This window comes from Streptomyces sp. HSS9-12 (genome assembly GCF_054963655.1).
Window position 1 is genome coordinate 1 of sequence record NZ_JBUEGC010000027.1, and the last position, 19,079, is coordinate 19,079.

General features: G+C 70.4%; 18 protein-coding genes. 8 read left to right on the top strand and 10 right to left on the bottom strand.

Annotated features, from left to right (window positions below; all coding sequences use genetic code 11):
- The 4 genes from ACY34J_RS16190 to ACY34J_RS16205 all read left to right on the top strand — a co-directional run.
- Positions 1 to 753 (top strand): serine hydroxymethyltransferase (locus tag ACY34J_RS16190; RefSeq protein ID WP_462727191.1); only part of this gene is annotated, 753 nt, incomplete at its 5' end.
- A 176-nt stretch (positions 754 to 929) separates the two neighbouring features.
- A complete protein-coding gene (locus ACY34J_RS16195; protein WP_462727192.1) occupies positions 930 to 2,312 on the top strand; it encodes an L-serine ammonia-lyase in 1,383 nt (460 codons plus the stop codon).
- Between the two features lie 117 nt (positions 2,313 to 2,429).
- Entirely contained in the window at positions 2,430 to 2,681 is a 252-nt protein-coding gene (locus ACY34J_RS16200; protein WP_462727193.1) for a hypothetical protein, read from the top strand.
- Positions 2,681 to 3,073: a DNA-binding protein gene (locus ACY34J_RS16205; protein WP_462727194.1), complete on the top strand. Its 393-nt coding sequence runs from the start codon at positions 2,681 to 2,683 to the stop codon at positions 3,071 to 3,073. Before ACY34J_RS16200 ends, ACY34J_RS16205 begins: the two co-directional genes overlap by 1 nt.
- A gap of 221 nt (positions 3,074 to 3,294) precedes the next feature.
- Here ACY34J_RS16205 and ACY34J_RS16210 read toward each other — a convergent pair whose 3' ends face one another.
- The gene (locus ACY34J_RS16210) at positions 3,295 to 3,855 is read right to left on the bottom strand and encodes a hypothetical protein (RefSeq protein WP_462727195.1); all 561 of its coding nucleotides are present in this window, start codon (positions 3,853 to 3,855) and stop codon (positions 3,295 to 3,297) included.
- A 258-nt stretch (positions 3,856 to 4,113) separates the two neighbouring features.
- On the opposite strand from ACY34J_RS16210, the gene ACY34J_RS16215 reads away from it, so the two are divergent.
- Positions 4,114 to 4,299, top strand: a complete 186-nt coding sequence (locus ACY34J_RS16215; protein ID WP_462727196.1) for an HAD hydrolase-like protein — start codon at positions 4,114 to 4,116, stop codon at positions 4,297 to 4,299.
- Between the two features lie 142 nt (positions 4,300 to 4,441).
- Here ACY34J_RS16215 and ACY34J_RS16220 read toward each other — a convergent pair whose 3' ends face one another.
- The gene (locus tag ACY34J_RS16220) at positions 4,442 to 4,855 is read right to left on the bottom strand and encodes a DUF7144 family membrane protein (protein ID WP_462727264.1); all 414 of its coding nucleotides are present in this window, start codon (positions 4,853 to 4,855) and stop codon (positions 4,442 to 4,444) included.
- Positions 4,856 to 5,099: 244 nt separating this feature from the next.
- On the bottom strand, positions 5,100 to 6,167 hold the full coding sequence (locus tag ACY34J_RS16225; RefSeq protein ID WP_462727197.1) for a hypothetical protein: 1,068 nt from the start codon (positions 6,165 to 6,167) through the stop codon (positions 5,100 to 5,102).
- Between the two features lie 371 nt (positions 6,168 to 6,538).
- On the opposite strand from ACY34J_RS16225, the gene ACY34J_RS16230 reads away from it, so the two are divergent.
- Positions 6,539 to 7,342 carry a class I SAM-dependent methyltransferase gene (locus tag ACY34J_RS16230; RefSeq protein ID WP_462727198.1) on the top strand — a complete coding sequence of 268 codons (804 nt, stop codon included), beginning with the start codon at positions 6,539 to 6,541 and terminating at the stop codon, positions 7,340 to 7,342.
- Positions 7,343 to 7,408: 66 nt separating this feature from the next.
- On the opposite strand, the gene ACY34J_RS16235 is transcribed toward ACY34J_RS16230, so the two are convergent.
- Positions 7,409 to 7,888, bottom strand: a complete 480-nt coding sequence (locus ACY34J_RS16235; RefSeq protein WP_462727199.1) for a hypothetical protein — start codon at positions 7,886 to 7,888, stop codon at positions 7,409 to 7,411.
- Between the two features lie 152 nt (positions 7,889 to 8,040).
- Here ACY34J_RS16235 and ACY34J_RS16240 point away from each other — a divergent pair, with 152 nt between their 5' ends.
- Entirely contained in the window at positions 8,041 to 12,450 is a 4,410-nt protein-coding gene (locus ACY34J_RS16240; protein WP_462727200.1) for a cation-translocating P-type ATPase, read from the top strand.
- Positions 12,451 to 12,491: 41 nt separating this feature from the next.
- Positions 12,492 to 12,800: a hypothetical protein gene (locus ACY34J_RS16245; RefSeq protein WP_462727201.1), complete on the top strand. Its 309-nt coding sequence runs from the start codon at positions 12,492 to 12,494 to the stop codon at positions 12,798 to 12,800.
- A gap of 37 nt (positions 12,801 to 12,837) precedes the next feature.
- Here the strand turns inward: ACY34J_RS16245 and ACY34J_RS16250 are convergent, their stop codons facing one another.
- From ACY34J_RS16250 to ACY34J_RS16275, 6 genes are all read right to left on the bottom strand, one after another.
- On the bottom strand, positions 12,838 to 13,056 hold the full coding sequence (locus tag ACY34J_RS16250) for an EF-hand domain-containing protein (RefSeq protein ID WP_462727202.1): 219 nt from the start codon (positions 13,054 to 13,056) through the stop codon (positions 12,838 to 12,840).
- A gap of 83 nt (positions 13,057 to 13,139) precedes the next feature.
- A complete protein-coding gene (locus ACY34J_RS16255; RefSeq protein ID WP_462727203.1) occupies positions 13,140 to 14,315 on the bottom strand; it encodes a YncE family protein in 1,176 nt (391 codons plus the stop codon).
- Between the two features lie 67 nt (positions 14,316 to 14,382).
- Positions 14,383 to 14,886 carry an ATP-binding protein gene (locus tag ACY34J_RS16260; protein WP_462727204.1) on the bottom strand — a complete coding sequence of 168 codons (504 nt, stop codon included), beginning with the start codon at positions 14,884 to 14,886 and terminating at the stop codon, positions 14,383 to 14,385.
- A gap of 272 nt (positions 14,887 to 15,158) precedes the next feature.
- Positions 15,159 to 15,926 (bottom strand): enoyl-CoA hydratase/isomerase family protein, encoded by a 768-nt coding sequence (locus ACY34J_RS16265; RefSeq protein WP_462727205.1) that lies wholly within the window; start codon positions 15,924 to 15,926, stop codon positions 15,159 to 15,161.
- Between the two features lie 82 nt (positions 15,927 to 16,008).
- Complete coding sequence (locus ACY34J_RS16270) at positions 16,009 to 17,259, bottom strand: L,D-transpeptidase (RefSeq protein ID WP_462727206.1); 1,251 nt, start codon at positions 17,257 to 17,259, stop codon at positions 16,009 to 16,011.
- A gap of 188 nt (positions 17,260 to 17,447) precedes the next feature.
- Positions 17,448 to 18,653, bottom strand: coding sequence for a L,D-transpeptidase (locus ACY34J_RS16275; RefSeq protein WP_462727265.1), 1,206 nt, complete (start codon positions 18,651 to 18,653; stop codon positions 17,448 to 17,450).
- Between the last annotated feature and the right edge of the window lie 426 nt (positions 18,654 to 19,079).

Consider the following 19,079-nt stretch of genomic DNA (forward strand, 5'->3'; position numbering starts at 1 on the left):
ATCGCGGGCTGGTCGGCGTACCCCCGCCGGCTGGACTTCGCCGAGTTCCGCCGGATCGCGGACGAGGTCGGCGCGTACCTCATGGTCGACATGGCGCACTTCGCCGGCCTGGTGGCCGCGGGCCTGCATCCGAACCCCGTACCGCACGCGCACGTGGTGACCACCACGACGCACAAGACACTGGGCGGCCCGCGCGGCGGTGTCATCCTCTCCACGGCCGAGCTGGCGAAGAAGATCAACTCGGCGGTCTTCCCCGGTCAGCAGGGCGGCCCGCTGGAGCACGTCATCGCGGCGAAGGCGGTGGCCTTCAAGGTCGCGGCGAGTGAGGAGTTCAAGGAGCGCCAGCAGCGCACGCTCGAGGGCGCGAGGATCCTCGCCGAGCGGCTGGGGCAGCCGGACGTCGCCGAGGCGGGCGTCTCCGTACTGTCCGGCGGTACGGACGTACACCTGGTCCTGGTGGACCTGCGCAACTCCGAGCTGGACGGCCGGCAGGCCGAGGACCGCCTCCACGAGGTCGGCATCACGGTCAACCGCAACGCCATCCCGAACGACCCGCGGCCGCCGATGGTGACCTCGGGTCTGCGGATCGGCACCCCGGCGCTGGCCACCCGCGGCTTCCAGGCGGAGGACTTCCGCGAGGTCGCGGACATCATCGCCGAGGCGCTCAAGACGTCGTACGACGTGAAGGCGCTGAAGGCCCGCGTGACGGCGCTGGCCGAGAAGCACCCGCTGTACCCCGGCCTGAGCAAGTAAGCCGGGCAGCGCACAAGGGGGCACCGGCGTACGACCGTGCACCCTGGTCGGAGCCGGTGCCCCTCGCCGCACCGCCGCCCCGTAGGCGTACAGCCCCACGCGTACGCCCGCCCGGTACAACCACCCCCGCCGTACCAGCCCCGCACACCACCACGAGCAGACAAGGGAGCCCGCCCGTGGCCATCTCCGTCTTCGACCTCTTCTCCATCGGCATAGGACCGTCCAGCTCGCACACCGTCGGTCCCATGCGGGCCGCCCGCATGTTCGTCGGCCGTCTGAAGAGGGACGGTCTGCTCGTACAGACGGCCTCGGTGCGGGCGGAGCTCTTCGGCTCCCTCGGCGCCACCGGCCACGGCCACGGCACCCCGAAGGCCGTCCTGCTCGGTCTGGAGGGCCACTCCCCCCGCACGGTCGACGTGGAGACGGCCGACGACGAGGTCGAGCGCATCCGCGGCTCCAAGCGCATCCGCCTGCTGGGCGCGGAGATCGGCCCGGTCCACGAGATCGACTTCGATGAGTCGACGCACCTGATCTTGCACCGCCGCCGCTCGCTGCCGTACCACGCCAACGGCATGACGATCTTCGCGTACGACGCCGAGGGGCTGCCGCTGCTGGAGAAGACCTACTACTCGGTCGGCGGCGGCTTCGTGGTCGACGAGGACGCGGTCGGCGAGGACCGCATCAAGCTCGACGACACGGTGCTGAAATACCCCTTCCGTACGGGCGACGAGCTGATGCGCCTGGCTCGCGAGACGGGCCTGTCGATCTCGGCCATGATGCTGGAGAACGAGAAGGCGTGGCGCACCGAGGAGGAGATCCGCGACGGCCTGCTGGAGATCTGGCATGTGATGCAGGCGTGCGTCGCCCGCGGCCTGTCCCGCGAGGGCATCCTCCCCGGCGGGCTGAAGGTCCGCCGACGGGCCGCGACATCGGCGCGGCAGCTGCGGGCCGAAGGCGATCCGGCGGCGCACGCCATGGAGTGGGTCACCCTCTACGCCATGGCGGTCAACGAGGAGAACGCGGCGGGCGGCCGTGTCGTCACCGCCCCGACGAACGGCGCCGCGGGCATCATCCCGGCCGTGCTGCACTACTACCTGAACTTCGTTCCCGGCGCCGATGAGGAAGGCATCGTCCGCTTCCTGCTGGCGGCCGGAGCCATCGGCATGCTCTTCAAGGAGAACGCCTCCATCTCCGGCGCCGAGGTCGGCTGCCAGGGCGAGGTCGGCTCCGCGTGCTCGATGGCGGCCGGCGGCCTCGCGGAGGTGCTGGGCGGCTCGCCGGAGCAGGTCGAGAACGCCGCCGAGATCGGCATGGAGCACAACCTTGGCCTGACCTGCGATCCGGTCGGCGGCCTGGTTCAGATCCCCTGCATCGAGCGCAACGGCATGGCGTCGGTGAAGGCTGTCACCGCGGCCCGTATGGCCCTGCGGGGCGATGGCCGGCACCACGTCTCTCTCGACAAGGTCATCAAGACCATGAAGGAGACGGGCGCCGACATGAAGGTCAAGTACAAGGAGACCGCCCGCGGCGGCCTCGCGGTGAACGTCATCGAGTGCTGAGGAAGTGGGGACTCGCATCCCGGGTTCTCAGACCGGTCCGACAGCGAGGTCGTGAACCGGAAACCGGCCACCGAACACGACACCAAAGGTCTTACTACCAGTGGTAGGATGCGGTTCATGGCCGGTAGCAAAAAGTACTCGATCAGCCTTCCCGAAGACCTCGCCGAAACCGTACGTGCCCATGTCGGCCCCGGCGGCTTCTCCGCCTACGTGGCTGAAGCCTTGGAGCACCGGGTGGCCATGGACAAGCTCCGCGAGATTGTCGCCGACTTCGAGACCGACAACGACCCGCTCTCCCGAGACGAGGTCGAAGCGGCCCGCGCCCTGCTGCGGCATGACCACCGCAGCTCGGGCGGAGCCGCCGCCTGATGCCCGGCACGCTGCTGCTGGACAGCGAGGGCCTGTCGAAGCTCTACCTCAAAGATCGCGTCGTCGTGACCCTCGTACAGGCTGCTCTGGAGGAGGGGATGCGGGTGGCTACGACCGCAATGACCACCCTCGAGGCCGACTACAAGCACGTTCATCCCGCCCGCATCCGGTGGGTTCTCTCCCGCATCGACGTCCACGACGTCACGAAGAGCGTGGCGGACCAGGCCGCCGCGCTGCTCCGCAGCCACCACCTCCACGGCCACAAGCACGCGATCGACGCTGTCCTCGCCGTCGTCGCACGCGCCGCGCCAGGCCCCGTCACCGTCCTCACTTCCGACCCCGAGGATGTCGCCCTGCTGTGCGGGCCCGCCGTCGAGGTCACCAAGGTTTGAGCACTCAGCTCAGGAGACGGCCCGCGGCGGCCTCGCGGTGAACGTCACCGAGTGCTGACGGAGACGCCGGCTCTATCCGTGCTGAGTCCACATCGGAGTGGGAGAGATCCGGTGTCCGGCGAGCCATGACCGGGGCAGGCACTGCGCAGACGCTGCTCGCGCGGGCGCCAGAAGCACCGCTTGGAGGCGTCGGACGGCGTCGATGAGGTCCGCGGTCCAGATCATCTTGACCGCTGTTGCGGTCCCTTGACGGCCGCTCTGCGCTTCGGCTCAAAGCCTCCGTGAACGCAGTCGGCCTCCGCGCGCAGCCGCCGAGCCAGCAACGCGCATGCCTGAGCGGCCGACAACCGCAGCGGCTCGCGGACCGGTGCAGGCCACAGGACGGCGATGGCAATCAGTGATGCCGCGCCGGCCAGGAACCAGCCGCCGAGCCGGTCCGGGAGTGAACTCACCGAGCCGGGCAGCGTGACCGGCAGGATGAAGCTGACCAGGAGTGCGGTCGTCGCACTGGCCAGCACCGAGCTGACGACACCGAGGAACAGCACGAGAAACGCGATGAGGAAGGTGGCAGCCACTGCGGCCCAGACCGCTTGGGACGCCAGGGTTCCCAGGCAGACCAGTACCGCTCCGGCCAGCACCAGGCTGAACTGCGCCGACAGCCGTTCGCGCAGGGGTCCGGAGAAGTCGACGAACACCAAGGTCGCAAAGGCGCCGAAAGCCGCGAAGAGGGCAACGGTAGGGTCGCCGATCAGCTCGAGGGCCGTAGCGACGGCCGCGGGCACGACGACCCCGGCTCGGCCCGCTCGTCGTAGCGCGGAAAGCTCCGGGTCGCGCCTACGGAGCCGCCGGAAGATCCGCACCTGCGTGGGGCTCCTATGCCCGGGGTCATCCAGAGAGCCGAACCACCGCGACACCTCGCTCACGCCCTTCATCGTCGGCGCTCGGGCCGCGTGCCGTACCGCCGACATCGGTGAGCACACCTCAGCCGGAGAGACCGACCCGCAGGTCGGCCGGGTTATGGCTCGGACTCTCCGGACAGGGTGGAGGTCACTCGGCTGGCGATCGCCAAGGCCGCTCGGCTGCACGCACGGGACTTGACCCGAACCGAGGTATACGTCGTCGGCGACACTCCCCGCGACATCGAGGCAGCCCACGCGGCGAACGCGACTGCGATTGGGGTCGCAACCGGTCACTACACCGTCCAGGAGCTGCGTGCCACTGGCTAAGGCCGACCATGTGCGGCGTCTCTGACCGAGCCATTCCCCAGGCCTGTGATTCCGGAGGTGCTGCTGGAGTCGGAGTCAGCCCCGGACGCGGCCGGGGCTGACGCAGACCCGGTGGACCGGACCGCCCGCAGAGGCGAGGGGGCTAGGCCGCCTGGGCTGGGCGGCGCGGGGCGCACAGGGCCCAGATGATGAAGCCGTCCACGATTAGCAGCACGATGGACCACACCGGCGTGTAGGGCAGCCAGGCAAAGTTGGCGATCATGCCGAGTCCGGCCAGGACGACACCCGCAACGCGGGCCCACATAGCGCCGCTGAAGAGCGCGAAGCCGGCCAGCGCGATGGCGATGCCCAGGATGAGGTGCGTCCAGCCCCAACTCGTCAGGCTCCACTGGAATGTGTAGTTGTGGGTGGTGACGAAGACGTCGTCCTGGGCGATCGCGGAGATGCCCGCGAAGATCGCCATGATGCCACCGAAGATCATCAGGACGGCGGCCACCGCAGTCCCTCCGGCCGCCCATGCACTCTCGGCGGTCCGTTCGTGTGTCCCAGCTCGCATTCCGCCAACGTGACTGGCCATGTCGGGCTCCTACGGGTGTGAAGGTTCGCCGCTGACCCGGATGGCCGAATCAGCGACCCCGAACTCCACCCTGGCATGTCCGTTACGGACTGGCATCTCGGCTGTGTACCGCTCCACTGGGCGAGCTGCGGAACGACGCGTGCCGTGCCCGGCCGGCTGCCGGGCACGGCACGCGTCGTCGGCTTCCCGACTGGGTCCGGGAATGCCGTTCGGGTCCTCGGTTCTAGCGGCCCGTGTTCTGGAGTCGCTTCATGGCCGAGTTGTTGTGCACTTGCTTGAACGAGGGCTTGTGCTGGCCCGCTTCTTTCCTGCCGGCCGTGTTCTGCTGCTCGGCCGTGTCCTGGGCGTTCCCCTGGGTCCCTTGCCCCTCCTGCGAGGGCTGCTGCCGCCACACCTGGTCATCCTCGCTGTCATCCGGGTCGGGACAGGTCAGAGTGTTGTCCGTGGCATCGCAGTGCAGCCGCCAGACCACCCCGTCGGTGGTAGTGGCCTTCACCCACGCGTCATTGCCCTCGGCGGAAATCGTGGCGCCGCAGACATCCTCGGGGTGGTTGCCGAACGCGTCCGCGGGAGCGTAGGCGTCGTCGGCGTTGCACGACGCGGTGGGAGAACTCGAAGAAGCGGTCTGCTCCTTGTTGGTCTTACTGGTCTTGCTGCCCTGGCTGGTCTTGCTGCCGTTGCTGGTCTTGCTGCCGCTGCTGGTCTTGCTGCCGCTGCTGGTCTTGCTGCCGCTGCTGGTCTTGCTGCCGCTGCCGCTCCCGGTCTTGCTGCCGTTGCTGGTCTTGCTGCCGCTGCTGGTCTTGCTGCCGCTGCTGGTCTTGCTGCCGCTGCCGTTTCCGGTCTGGCTGCCGCTCCCGGTCTTGCTGCCGCTGCTGGTCTTGCTGCCGTTCCCGGTCTTGCTGCCGCTGCTGGTCTTGCTGCCGCTCCCGGTCTTACTGCCGCTCCCGGTCTTACTGCCGCTGCCGGTCTTGCTGCCGGTCTTGCTGCCGCTCCCGCTGCCCTTACCGTGCTTGCCGTGGTTCGGCCGCGGGTCGCCTCCACCGCCCGGGTGGGCCCCTTGGTCCGACGCGCCGCCCTTCTCGTGCGAGCCTGGCAACCCGGATGACCACGTCTTACCGTCCCAGTCCGGGTCCGGGGCGGAGGCCGCCGGCGCGGGCCTGCTGTGCGGCGCGGCGAACGCGGGACCCGCGAACCCCGCCAGTGAGACAGCCAGCGGCAGGATGAGGCCACCGGCCCGCCACGCATGCCTCTTGGAGCGCGGCGTGGGTTGGGTCCTGACATCAGGACGCATTCAACACTCCTTAGGATCCGATCGAGTGATGATGTGGAAGCCATGTCAACTTCCTCGAATTTCATCGGAGCGCGACGCCTGCGTCTTGAGAATTCACACTCGGACGGCTCTTGCATTCGAGCGTCACCCAGCCGGCTCAATACCCTCACGAACGGCGCAACGGCGTTTACGCAGCCCCACCGAAAAAGGTCAAGGCCGGCTGGGAAAGGGCCGATACACCTCGGCCGCACGTATAGCCCCTCCGCCGGGAAAGGCGGCGAGCGACGTCCAAGAGCCATCGGGGTCAGATCAGATGCCGGAAGGACTCTATGCGGGTATGCGTCTCGAATACTCTCTGGAAGGGTTCGTCACTCGGGACAGGAAGAGCCGCCATGCCTAAGACGCCTGCTTCGGGCCGTCTGCTGAGGAACCGGACCGGCCTCGGGCACAAGGTGAGTTACGCCCTGCGGAATCCGCACCGTATTCCGCAGCATCTGCGGCGCGCCGCGCGCGACGCGTGGCTGCGCGCCAAGCACCGTGACCATGTGTCGTACTACCGGGCCGTGATGGCCTCGGATGCCGCCCGCAGCGCGGACGCGGCGGTCGGCAGCAGGTCGAAGCAGCGGTGGCTGGCGCTCGGGCAGATGCAGTTCGACTATCTCGTCGAGCACGGACTGGGGCCCCACGACCGGATGCTCGAGATCGGCTGCGGCAATCTGCGGGCGGGGTGGCGCTTCATCGACTATCTCGAGCCCGGCCACTACTACGGGATCGACATCTCCCCGGACATCCTCATCGAGGCGAAGAAGACTCTGGTCCGCTACGGCCTGCAGCACAAGCTGCCGTATCTGACCATCGCCGACGATCTGACCCTGGATTTCCTGCCCAGCGGCTGGTTCACGGTGGTGCACGCGCACAGCGTGTTCTCCCACTCGCCGTTGCGCGTCATCGACGAATGCCTCGCCCATGTCGGCCGGGTGCTCGCGCCCGGCGGCTTCTTCGACTTCACCTTCGACCGCACCGAGGCCACCGAGCACCATGTGCTCCGCGAGGACTTCTACTACCGCACCGAGACACTCGTGCGCCTGGCCGAGCGGCATGGCCTTGCCGCCCGGCTCATGGAGGACTGGGAGCAGCGCCCGCACGGCCAGTCGAAGATCCGGGTCACCGCCCGTGCGGCCGAGACGGCCGCCTGAGGATCGCCTCCGTTCCGGACCCCGGGCACGCCTCGTACGGCGCCCTGGCCGGCAGTCTGCCTGCCGCTACGCCTTTGCCGGGGCCGCCGGGGCCAGCTGGCCACTGCGGCGCAGCACCGCGTACCCGAGGCCGATCCCGATCGCTACCGGCCACTCGAGCACGTCCGCGACACCCAGGGCGCCGAGCCCGAGGTAGACCGGCAGACCGCCCTTGGCGGGCAGCACCTTGCGGGCCACCGCGACCGGCAGCAGCGCCGCGTTCGCCGCACCGTTCGCGACACGGCCGAGCGACGGGAGCGACGGCCGCGATGGGAGCCTGAAGGTGATGGTGCGGCCGCCACCGCTGTCCGGGGCCTTGGCCGTACGCGCCGGAGCCGCCTTCGCGGCAGCCGTCTTCCGGGTCGTCTTGGTGGCACTTGTCCTCGCGGGAGTCGTCTTCGCCGCTGCCCGCGACCTGGTGGTTGCGGCCTTCGCCGCGGCGGAGGACGTACGCGAGGCCTGCGCGGTCCCGGGGCGCTTCGTTTTTCGAGTCGTGGGAGTGGTCACGAATCTCACATCCGCCCATGGCTCGTCGAGAACCACTTCACACCGACAATTCTAGTTCTGTGGCTTCTGGTGTACATCGGGCCGGTCAGGGAACGCGGGGCTTTCAGGAATGTCCGAGGGGACCGTCGATGTCACCGATGACAGGGATACGTATGCCCACACTGCCCCTGCTGGGCCCCCTCGGGGGCGGTCTGACAGCGGGGGCGCGCGAAGCGGTGGACCTGGCCGGACGTGTCGTCGGCCAGGTTGTCGGATGGCCGCAGCGCGCGGTGTGGGCGCGCCCGGGCCGCTGCTACATCGAGGTCCGCGGCGTGCGGGGCCCCGGTGGGGAACGGGTGGCGCGCCCCGTGGAGCAGACCCTCGAGCAGCATCCGGGAGTGCTGTGGGCCCGCGTGAACGCGCCGTCCGAGCGCGTCGTGGTGGCACTGGCGACCCCGCCACCCCCGCAGCGTGAGTTGATTTCGCTGGTCGCGCAGGCGGAGACCCGTGCTCATGCGCTGACGGTGCACGAGCACGACGAGTGGCTCCCGGAGCCGCACCACCCGAGCGAGGGGCCGCGGACCCGGCAGTCGGTCTCCGTTCTCGCCGCGGACGCCGTGGGTTTGGGCATCACCGTCCTGACACGCCTGGCGCCCTGGGCGCCGCTCCCCGCAGAAGTCGCGGCGCTGGCCGGAGCACTCCAGCACCATCCGCGGCTGCGTGGCCTGGTCTCCAAGAGCCTGCCGGGAGAGGAGCCGGCCGAATCGGTCCTGCCGGTCGTCAGCGCGCTGGCTCAGGGCGTGGCCACGCGTGGCGTCGGCCTGGTGGTCGATGTGGTCCTGAGGCTGGCCCAGTGGCGGGAGGCAACCGCGGAGCGCGACATCTGGGCGGCGGCCGAGCCGCGGCTGGTGCGCGGACCGGATGACGCGGCGGCTGAGCCGATCGTGGTGGAGCGGCCCGGACCGGTCCACCACGACGCGGTCGCGCGCTATGCCGAGCGGGCCATGGCCGCCGGTGCGGCCGCCGGCGCACTGGCCGTACCGTTCGCCGGTCCACGGCGCGGGCTCGCCGTCGCCCTGGCGTCGGTGCCGAAGGCACCGGGGACCGGGCGGGAGGGCTTCGCGACCACGCTCGGCCGGTACCTGTCACTGCGCGGCGTGATCGCCATGGACCGCTCCGCGCTGCGGCGGCTCGGGCAGGTCGACACCGTGGTGCTGGACGAGGCGGCGCTGGGCGGCGAGCGCTACGAGCTGACCGACCTGGAACTGCTGAACGGCGCTGAGCCCGAGGAGACGGCAGAGCGGCTCTTCGCACTGTTCGATCCCGAAGCGACCGACAAGGACCTCCACGACGACGGCTGGATGCTCGGGCCGTTGGAGAAGCTGGATCTGACGGGACGCACCGGGCGGCAGGCGGCGGCACAGCTGCGGCGGCAGGGCAGCGAGCGGGTGCTCGGCCTGGCCAAGGGGCGGCAGCTGCAGGCCGTGGTGGGCCTGTCCGTACAGACGGCCCCCGCAGCGGAGGCGGTGGCGGCGGCCGCCCGCCGGTCCGGGGTGCGGGTGGTGCTCGCCAGCGACCGGCCCGTCCCGGCCTTCGCCTTCGCTGACGTGGTGGTCCCCGCCGGACGCCGGCTGGTGGCGTCGGTGCGGTCGCTGCAGGCGGACGGCGCCGTGGTGCTGCTGGTGTCCGGCAACCGCCGGGCACTCGGGGCCTCGGACTGCGGGATCGGTGTGCACCACGCCGGCCAGCCTCCGGCATGGGGCGCGCATCTGCTGGTCGGCGCGCATCTGGACAGTGCCGCACTGATCGTCGACGCCGTCGGCGTGGCCGCCCGGGCGGACCACGACAGCTTCGTACTGGCCGCGAGCGGCAGCGGAATCGGCGCGGTCGCCGCCGTGCAGGCCGCTCCGGAGCGGGCGACCGCGCGGGGCGCGGCGGCCGGCAACGCGGCCGCGTCCATCGCGTTCTGTCTGGGTGTGTGGCGTGCCCGGCAGCTGCTGGCCCGCCCGGTCGCCCCGGCCGCCGGGACCACGCCCTGGCATCTGATGCCCGCATCCAGGGTGCTGGAGCGGCTGGGCACCAGGCCCGAGGGCCTGACCCCGAAGGAGGCCGCGGAACGCGCCGGGATCGGGCCCCGGGCGGGCGAGCCGGCGCGTACGACGCTTCCGCACGCGTTCGTCGATGAGCTGGCCAACCCGCTGACGCCTGTGCTGGCGGCCGGGGCCGCGCTGGCCGCCGCCGTGGGGTCGCGTACGGACGCCGCGCTGGTGGCCGCGATCACCAGCACCTCCGCACTCGTCGGCGGCTTTCAGCGGGTCCGGACCGAGCGCGCCCTGGCGGGCCTGTTCGCCCGCTCGGCGATCGGCGCGCGGGTGCGCCGCGGCGGCGTTGAACGGCTGGTCACCGCCGGGGATCTGGTGCCGGGCGACATCATCGTGCTGCGGCCCGAGGACGTGGTGCCCGCCGACTGCCGGCTGCTGGAGGCAGAAGGCCTGGAAGTCGACGAGTCCTCGGTGACCGGCGAGTCCCTGCCGGTGCGCAAGGATCCGGTGCCGGTGATCGCCACGCACCTCGCGGACCGGCACTCCATGCTCTACGAGGGCAGCACGATCTCCGCCGGCCGGGCTGTGGCCGTGGTGGTGGCCACTGGGGCGACGACCGAGGTCGGGCGCAGCATGGCCACCGCCCGCCGGGCGGCTCCGGTCACCGGCGTGGAGGCCCGCCTCACCTCGCTGACGCGGGCCGGACTGCCGCTGGCGCTGGGCTCCGCGGCCGCGGTGACCGCGGCCGGGCTGCTGCACCGGCACCGCCTGACCGACACCCTCGCCTCCGCCGTCAACCTGGCTGTCGCCTCCGTCCCCGAAGGACTGCCGTTCCTGGTCAACGCGGCCCAACTGGCGGCCGCCCGGCGGCTGGCCGACCGCGGCGCGCTGGTCCGCAATCCGCGCACCATCGAGGCGCTGGGCCGGGCGGATGTGCTGTGCTTCGACAAGACCGGCACCCTCACCGAGGGACACCTGGAGCTGGCGGCCGTCAGCGACGGCGAGGAAGCCCTCCCCGTGGACCGGCTCGGCAAGTCGCAGAAGGATGTGCTGGCCGCGGCCCTGCGGGCCACTCCGCCCGCGCGGCAGGCCGAGCCCATGGCCCACCAGACCGACCGGGCGGTGGCTGCCGGAGCCCGGCGCGCGCATGTGTCCGTACGCCACGGGGCGCCCCACTGGCAGCGCACCGACTCCCTGCCCTTCGAGCCGTCCCGCGCGTACCACGCCACGGCCGGGCGTACGTCGCGCGGCATACTGCTCAGCGTCAAGGGAGCACCGGAGAACGTGGTGGCCCGCTGCGGATACCGGCATGTGCACGGCAGGACCGTCCCCCTCGACGACGCCGCCCGCAAGGACCTCTCCGCCATGGCCGAGACGCTCGCCGGTGCCGGGCGTCGCATCCTCGCCGTCGCCGAACGCACCATGCGCCAGGACGAGGAGCTCGACGACGACACCGTGAACGGCCTGGTCTTCCTGGGGTTCATCGCCCTGGCCGACCCGGTCCGTACCAGTGCGGCCCCCGCGACCGCCCGGCTGCGCAGGGCCGGGGTGCACATCGTCATGCTGACCGGCGACCATCCCGCCACCGCCGACGCCATCGCGGCCACCGTCTTCGAGGACAAGGAGCTGACGGTCACCACCGGCCCCGAGCTGGACGGGCTCGACGACGCGGAGTTGGACGCGCGGCTGCCGACCGTGGATGTGATCGCCCGCTGCAGCCCGCACCACAAGGTCCGTATCGTCCAGGCGTACCAGCGGCTCGGCCGGGTGGTGGCGATGACGGGCGACGGCGCCAACGATGCTCCCGCCATCCGCCTCGCAGACGTCGGCATCGCTTTGGGGCGGCGCGGCACACCGGCCGCCACGGCGGCCGCCGATCTGGTGGTCAGCGACGACCGCCTGGAGACGATCATCGCGGCCCTGACCGAGGGCCGCGCCATGTGGGCGTCGGTACGGGCGGCCCTGGCGATCCTCATCGGCGGCAATCTGGGCGAGGTGACGTTCAGCGTGCTGGCCTCGGCGCTGACCGGCAGCGCGCCGCTGAATGCCCGTCAGATCATGCTGGTCAACCTGCTGACCGACCTCGCTCCGGCGCTGGCCATCGCCGTGCGCGAGCCGACGGAGGACATCGGCGAACGGCTGCTGCGCGAGGGACCGCAGCAGTCGCTGGGCGCCCAGCTGACGTACGACATGCTGGTGCGCGGCAGCACCACCACCCTCGGCGCCGGGCTGGCATGGGGCGCCGCGCGGCTGACCGGCAGGCAGCGCCGTGCCAGTACGGTCGCGCTGGCGGCCGTGGTCGGCACCCAGCTCGCGCAGACCCTCACCGCGGGCGGCCTGGACCGCAATGTCCTTACCGCGGGCCTGGGTTCCGCGGCGGTCCTGGCGGCCATCATCCAGACCCCGGGCGTCAGCCAGTTCTTCGGCTGCACCCCGCTGGGGCCCATCGCGTGGGGCATCGCGCTGAGCGCGATCACGTCGGCGGCGGCCCTCAACCTCGCTCTGACTCCGCTGTCCCGCCGGCTGGCGGACGGGGAATGAGCCCACCGGTCGTTGTCAGTGGCGACGCCTACGCTCGCAGCATGAGTTACGCAGACCTGCGCGAACTGCGGACCGCGCTCAGCACCGCCTCCGACATCGCCTTCACTCTCGACGCCTCGCCGTCGGCCCACCAGGCGGACCAGCTCGTGGACGTCCTGCGGCGCGCGTTGGGCTACGCCCAGGCGCTGTCCGAGGAGCACGGCGCCACCGGGTGCCGTGAGCATCCGCGTGGCGCCGTCGATCCGTTGTACGGGGATCCGGAGGACCCGCTGCCGCCCGGCTACGGCAAGTGCCTGCTGTGCAACGACCGCAGACGGCGGGCGAGTACGCAGCGCCACAGCCGCCGCTGACGCGGCCCGGCGCCGGGCGCAGGGGTTCTGCTGCCGCTCAGTCCTGCTTCTGCTGGATCGCCCAGAACTCGTCGAAGGAGAGCAGGCCGTCGCCATCGCTGTCGGCGTTGTTGATGATGGCCTGGGCGACGGTCTCGGTGACGAACGGGTCACCCAGCTGAGCCATGACGCTCTTGTACTCGCGAGCCGAGATCAGCCCGTCCCCGTTGAGGTCGTACCGCTCGAACGCCCGCCGCGCCGCCTCGATGTCCGCCACTGGTCCACCCCTTTGCCCATGACCTGCTTGACGCGAACAGATTATCGGCAAGGTGATGCGTGGTTGCCGCTGGTGCCCGCGCTTCAGCGGAAGATGCCGGTGTGCCCCAGGGAGTAGCGGCCGGGCTGGGGATAGACGGCGAGGCCGTGCGGACCGCTGCCGACCGGGATACGGGCGAGCTGCTTCCCGGTGTGCGTGTCAATGGCGTACACCTCCGAGTTGTAACGGCCCGACAGCCACAGGACCTTGCCGTCCGCGGAGACTCCGCCCATATCGGGGCTGCCGCCGTTCGGCAGGCGCCACTTCTTGGTCAGCTTGTTCTGGGCGAAGTCGAAGACCGAGACGGTCCCCTCGCCGCGGTTGGAGATGTACATCGAGCGGGAGTCGCGGCTGACGTAGAGGCCGTGCGCGCCCTTACCGGTGGGCAGCAGTTTCGGAGTGGTGAACTTGTCGCCGTCGAGCACCCAGACGCCGTCCGCCACCATGTCGGCGATGTACCAGGTCTTCCCGTCCGGCGAGATCTTCACGTCCTGCGGCATGGCCCCCGGGAAGGGCAGCCGCTGCTTGCTGAGGACCCTCATCTTCGCGGTGTCGACCTTCAGCAGTTCAGCGGAGAACTCACAGGAGACGATGAAGTAGCGCCCGTCCGGGGAGAAGTCGGCGTGGTTGACGCCCCAGCAGGGGACGGGGACGGTCTTTCTGACCGCCATGGAGTGAGGGTCGCGGAAGACCAGCTCCCGGTCGAGAGAGGCCATCACGACGGCGTACTTGCCGTTGGGCGTGAAGTAGAGGTTGTACGGGTCGTGCACGTCGACCGGCTTGCCCGCCTTGCCCGTCGCGGGGTTGATCGGGGTGAGGGTGTGGCCGCGATTGTTGTTGACCCACAACGTCTTCAGGTCCCAGGACGGGACGACGTGCTGCGGCTGGATTCCGACCTTGATCGTCTCAATGACCTTGTACGTCTTCGGGTCGACGACCGAGACCGTGTCGGAGTTGGTATTCGGGACATACACCCGGGAGGGGAAGTCCTTGACCACCGGGGAGAGCTGGTTCGGCCGGTCGGCGGCGTACACGTCACGGGGGTCGAGCAGCGGCGGCATGCCCGGCAGCCCCAGGTCCGCCACCGGCGTCGGAGAGCCGCTCGGCCTGGCGGCGGGGGCCGGCGTACGGCCCTTGGTCGCGGCGGACGAGCAGCCGGCGCCCGCGGCGGCGAGGAGCACGGCGAGGAATATGAGTGCACGGACGGTCAGTGAGGTCACACGGCCATTCAAGGACAGACAGGAAGTGGTCTCACTATTTACACGTCTATCCGGGTCCCGGGAGCCTTCAGCGGTCGCTGATCCGCATCTCGAACCATGTGGTCTTGCCGCGCGGAAGCAGATCCACGCCCCACCGGGCGGAGAGCGTGTCGACCAGGAACAGCCCGCGGCCGCTGGTGTCCATCTCCTGCACCGGCATCAGACACGGCAGACCGCGGGACGGATCCCGCACCTCGATACGGATCCACCCGCGGCGTTTGAGCATCTTCAGCCCGAACGTACGGGCCCCGGTGTGCCGTACGGCGTTGCCGACCAGCTCCGAGACCAGCAGCACCGCACGCTCGGCGAGCTCGGGATCCAGCCCCCACTGACGGAGGACGACCGACTGCGTCAACCGGCGGGCGGCACCGGCGGATTCAGGACGCGAGGGGAGCCGCACTTCGTCAACTGTCGGATTGCCGAAGAGTTCGAGTGCTCTGCGCGCACGTTCATCATCGACCGATGGCACCCACCGCGTAGCGGCCATACTGGCGCGCCGCTGAGGCTGCTCCATACCCTCCAGGCCCGGCATGCCCCCATCATGGCTGCCCAGAAGGCGTCACGGGATGGAACCAAGGGATTACGCTCGACGGAATCCCCGGTTCCCACCCAGCCTGCGTCATATACCAGCTGCAACTGACTCACCAGTACCGTCGGCTGAGCTGCACTGACGCAGTGCACACAGATGATCGCCGAGTGTGCCGAAAGGTTCTTCCTTACGGTTCGATTACGGCCCGTCCATTCGCCCGCATGGGGCAGCGCGGCCAGGGACAGGCCGTCGGCACGCGAGGAAGTACCGGCCGGTCAGCGGAATTTGGCCTTGCCGGGACCCTCCTCGACAAAACTGCGCATACCGATCTCGCGGTCCTCCGTGGCGAACAGCCCGGCAAACCAGGTGCGTTCGATGGCCAGCCCGGTGTCGATGTCCGTCTCGAGCCCGGCGTCCACGGACTCCTTCGCGGCCCGCAGCGCCATGGCCGGGCCCAGTGCGAGCTTCGCGGCCCACGCGTGCGCCTGCTCGTACACCTCCGCCGCCGGAACGACCCGGTCCACCAGCCCGATGGCCAGCGCCTCGTCGGCCTTGACATGCCGGCCGGTGAAGATCAGGTCCTTGGCCTTGGACGGGCCGACCAGCCGGGCCAGGCGCTGGGTTCCGCCCGCGCCCGGGATCAGGCCGAGCAGGATCTCCGGCTGGCCGAGCTTGGCGTTGTCCGCGGCGATCCGGAAGTCGGCGCACAGCGCCAGCTCGCAGCCGCCGCCCAGGGCGTAGCCGGTGACCGCGGCGACGACAGGCTTGGGGATACGGGCGACGGCGGTGAAGGACTCCTGCAGGTCACGGGAGCGGGCCACCATGGCCGCATGGTCCATGGCCTGCATCTCCTTGATGTCCGCGCCGGCCGCGAACACCTTCTCGCCACCCCACAGGACCACGGCGCGTACGTCCTCGCGGCGGGTCACCTCCACGGCGAGTTCGCGCAGCCGGTCCTGGGTGGCGATGTCCAGCGCGTTCATCGGCGGGCGGTCCAGGCGGATGGTGCCGACGCCGTCGGCGACCTCGAGATGCACAGTCATGCCCGCAGGTTAGCGGTCGTTCACGGGAAAGAGCCCGGTGCGGTTGATCACAACATCGGGCTCTTCCCCCGCCTGGCGCCGACTACTGCGGCGCCTTCCACTCGTCCCAGTCCATGTTCCAGCCGTTGAGGCCGTTGTCGGGCTGGATCTGCTTGTCCTTCGAGTGCTTCACGATCACCACGTCACCGATGATGGAGTGGCGGAAGAACCACGCGGCCGGGGTGGAGCTGTCGCCGGCGCCGCGTACGTCGAAGAGCCCGACGCAGCCGTGGCTGACGTTGGCATTCCCGAAGGTGGCCCGGCCCGCCCAGTAGTTGCCGTGGATGAAGGTGCCGGAGGTGCTCAGCCGCATCGCATGCGGCACGTCCTTGATGTCGTACTCGTCCCCGAAGCCCACGGTGTCGCCGTTCATCCGCGTCACCCGGTACTTCTCGCTGATCACCATCTGACCGTTGTACGTGGTGTGGGCCGGGGCACCCGAGGTTATCGGGATGGTCTTGATCACCTTTCCGTCACGCACGACGGTCATCTCCTTCTTCTTGGCGTCGACGGTGCTCACCTGGCTGCGACCGATGGTGAACGTGACGTCCTTGGCCTGCTTGCCGTACACGCCGGGCCTGCCCTCGACCCCGTCGAGGTTCAGGCTGAGCGTCACCTTGGTGCCGGGCGCCCAGTACTTCTCCGGCCGGAAGTCCAGCCGGTCGTTGCCGAACCAGTGGCCCTCGATCGGTACGGACGGCTTGGCCGTGACCTTGATCGCCTTCTCGACGGCCTCGGGGGCGGTGATCCCCCGGCTGAACCTGATCGACACCGGCATGCCCACGCCGACCTTCTGGCCGTCCTCCGGCGTGAAGTAGCCAATGAAGGTGTTCTTCGGAACGAGGGTGGTGAAGGTGGCGTGTTCGGCCGATTCCCGGCCCGCGGAGTCCTTGGCGACGGCGTCGACCGTGTACTTGGTGGCGGCGGCCAGATGGCCCGCTGGCTTCCAGAGCGTGCCGCGCTCGGTGATCTTCCCGGGGACTTTGTTGCCCTTGGCGTCCTTGACCTGGACGGAGGTCAACCTGCCCTTCTCGGCAGTGACCTTGAGCGCGCCGGTGGTCTCCACGCCGTCCGCCCGGTCCTTCGGCGTGATCCTCACGACAGCCTGCGGGTTCTTGGTGTCGACGGTCCCGTCGCGGTGGCGCGAACCGGAGTCCTCCGCCTCGCCGCACGCGGTGACCGTCACCAGCAACGCGCCGAGCAGCAGGGGCAGCAGGCCCTTGCCCCGGCCCCCCCGGCGGCTCCACGGCCGCCTCCGTCCGCCCGGCACGCCCGGTATCGCCTGAACGTTCACAGTGCACTCCCCTCGCACCGGCCGCTCCCGCGGTCCGGCCCGCTCCCCCATGTGCGATAACGTGCGCACACGTCGATAGACAACCACACCGCCGTCACTGAGAGATCCCCCGGATTGTCACGGGTCAGTCCCAACTGCGGCGTGAATCCCGATGGGTACGGTTCCCGACGCGGGATCAGCCGGCGCGGTCAGTGGAGGGCCGAGCCCGCCCGCCACTGCTCCCACGGCATGTTCCAGCCACCGAGTCCATTGTCGGGCGCCACGACGCGTTCGTCACTGCCTACGACCTCGACGACGTCCCCCACCAGGGAGTTGGCGTAGAACCAGCCCGCCGGGGTCATGGCATCGCCGCCCACCGCATCACGCAGGCCGATGCAGCCGTGGCTGGTGTTGGCCGAGCCGAACGTGCTCGGCGCGGCCCAGTAGTTGCCGTGCAGAAATGTCCCCGAGGTCGTCAGCCGCAGCGCGTGCGGCACATTCGGGATGTCGTACTCCCCATGGAAGCCGACCGTATCCCCGTCCATCCTGGTCACCTGGTGCCGCTCCATCACCACCATCTTCCCGTTGTAGGTGGCATTGCCGGGCTCGCCCGCGGTGATGGGCAGGACGACCGGCCTTCTGCCCTCCCGATGCACGGTCATGGTGTGCGCGGCCACATCGACTGTGCTGGTCCGACTACGGCCGACGGTGAAGCGCACCGTCTTGTGCTGGATGCCGTATGCGCCCGGCGCCGCCTTCACATCGCGCAGCCGCAGCCGTACGGTCACCTCGGTGCCGGGCTGCCAGTACCTGCGGGGCCGGAAGTCCAGCCGGGTGTCGCCGAACCAGTGGGCCGCGATCTCCACCGGCGGCCTGGCGCGGACCCGGATGGCGCGCTCGACGGCGGCGCGGTTCGCGGCGGGCCGGTTGAAGTCGAACGAGACGATCATGCCGGTGCCGACGGTGGAGCGGTGTTCGGGGCGGAAGGAGCCGATGAAGAGGTGCTCGGGGACGAAGGTGGTGAAGGCGGTGTGGCGGGCGACGCGGCGGCCCTGCCCGTCCACCGCGACCGCGTCCACGACATACCTGCCACCGAGCGCGAGCCGGCCGGCCGCCGACCGCCAGCGCATTCCGTCCCCGCTGATACGCCCCCGAACGGAACGCGGGTCGCGCGCGTCCCCGACCCCGACGCCGAGCTCGACCACGCGGACCCACTCCAGCCGGCCCTCCGGCACCGACACCTCAACGGGCGCGGTGGCCCGTACGCCCTTGGCCCCGTCCGCCGGACTCACCCTGATGGCCTGATCCGGCAACCGCGGCGGGCCGCCCAGCACAAGACCCGACAAACCGCAGCCGGCCACCGCGGCCAGGGCCGGCAGGACGGCGAGCAGCCGTCCTACGCGCGCAGCGCGCATCACTACCTGTCCCACGCCGGACCCAACGATCAGACCCCGCGGGGGAAACGTGAGCGCCCGGCCGGTTCCGGGCAGAACAGGTGGAGGACCACGAATCGGGGCGCACGGCCGGGACGCCGGGTGCCCTCCCCAGCCGAGCGGCCGGGGCGTGGTCCGGACCGTCCCTCCCGCCCCTCGGCGCGGAGGAGCCCATCCGCGAGCCGCCGGAGGCGAACACGTGTCGAGCGCAGCCGAGCAGAAGGCAGTTCACGGACCCCCGGCGGACGGTCCCAGCACGGACGCGGCCGGATCCAACGGCCACGGGTCGGCCCAGGCGGCGGCCGCTGACGCTGCCCCCACCGCCTCCGAGGACGACCTCACGGCGAGCGAGCCAAAGGGCGCGCCGGTGCCGCAATCCTCCTGGGAGCACCTCCCGGGCCGTCAGGC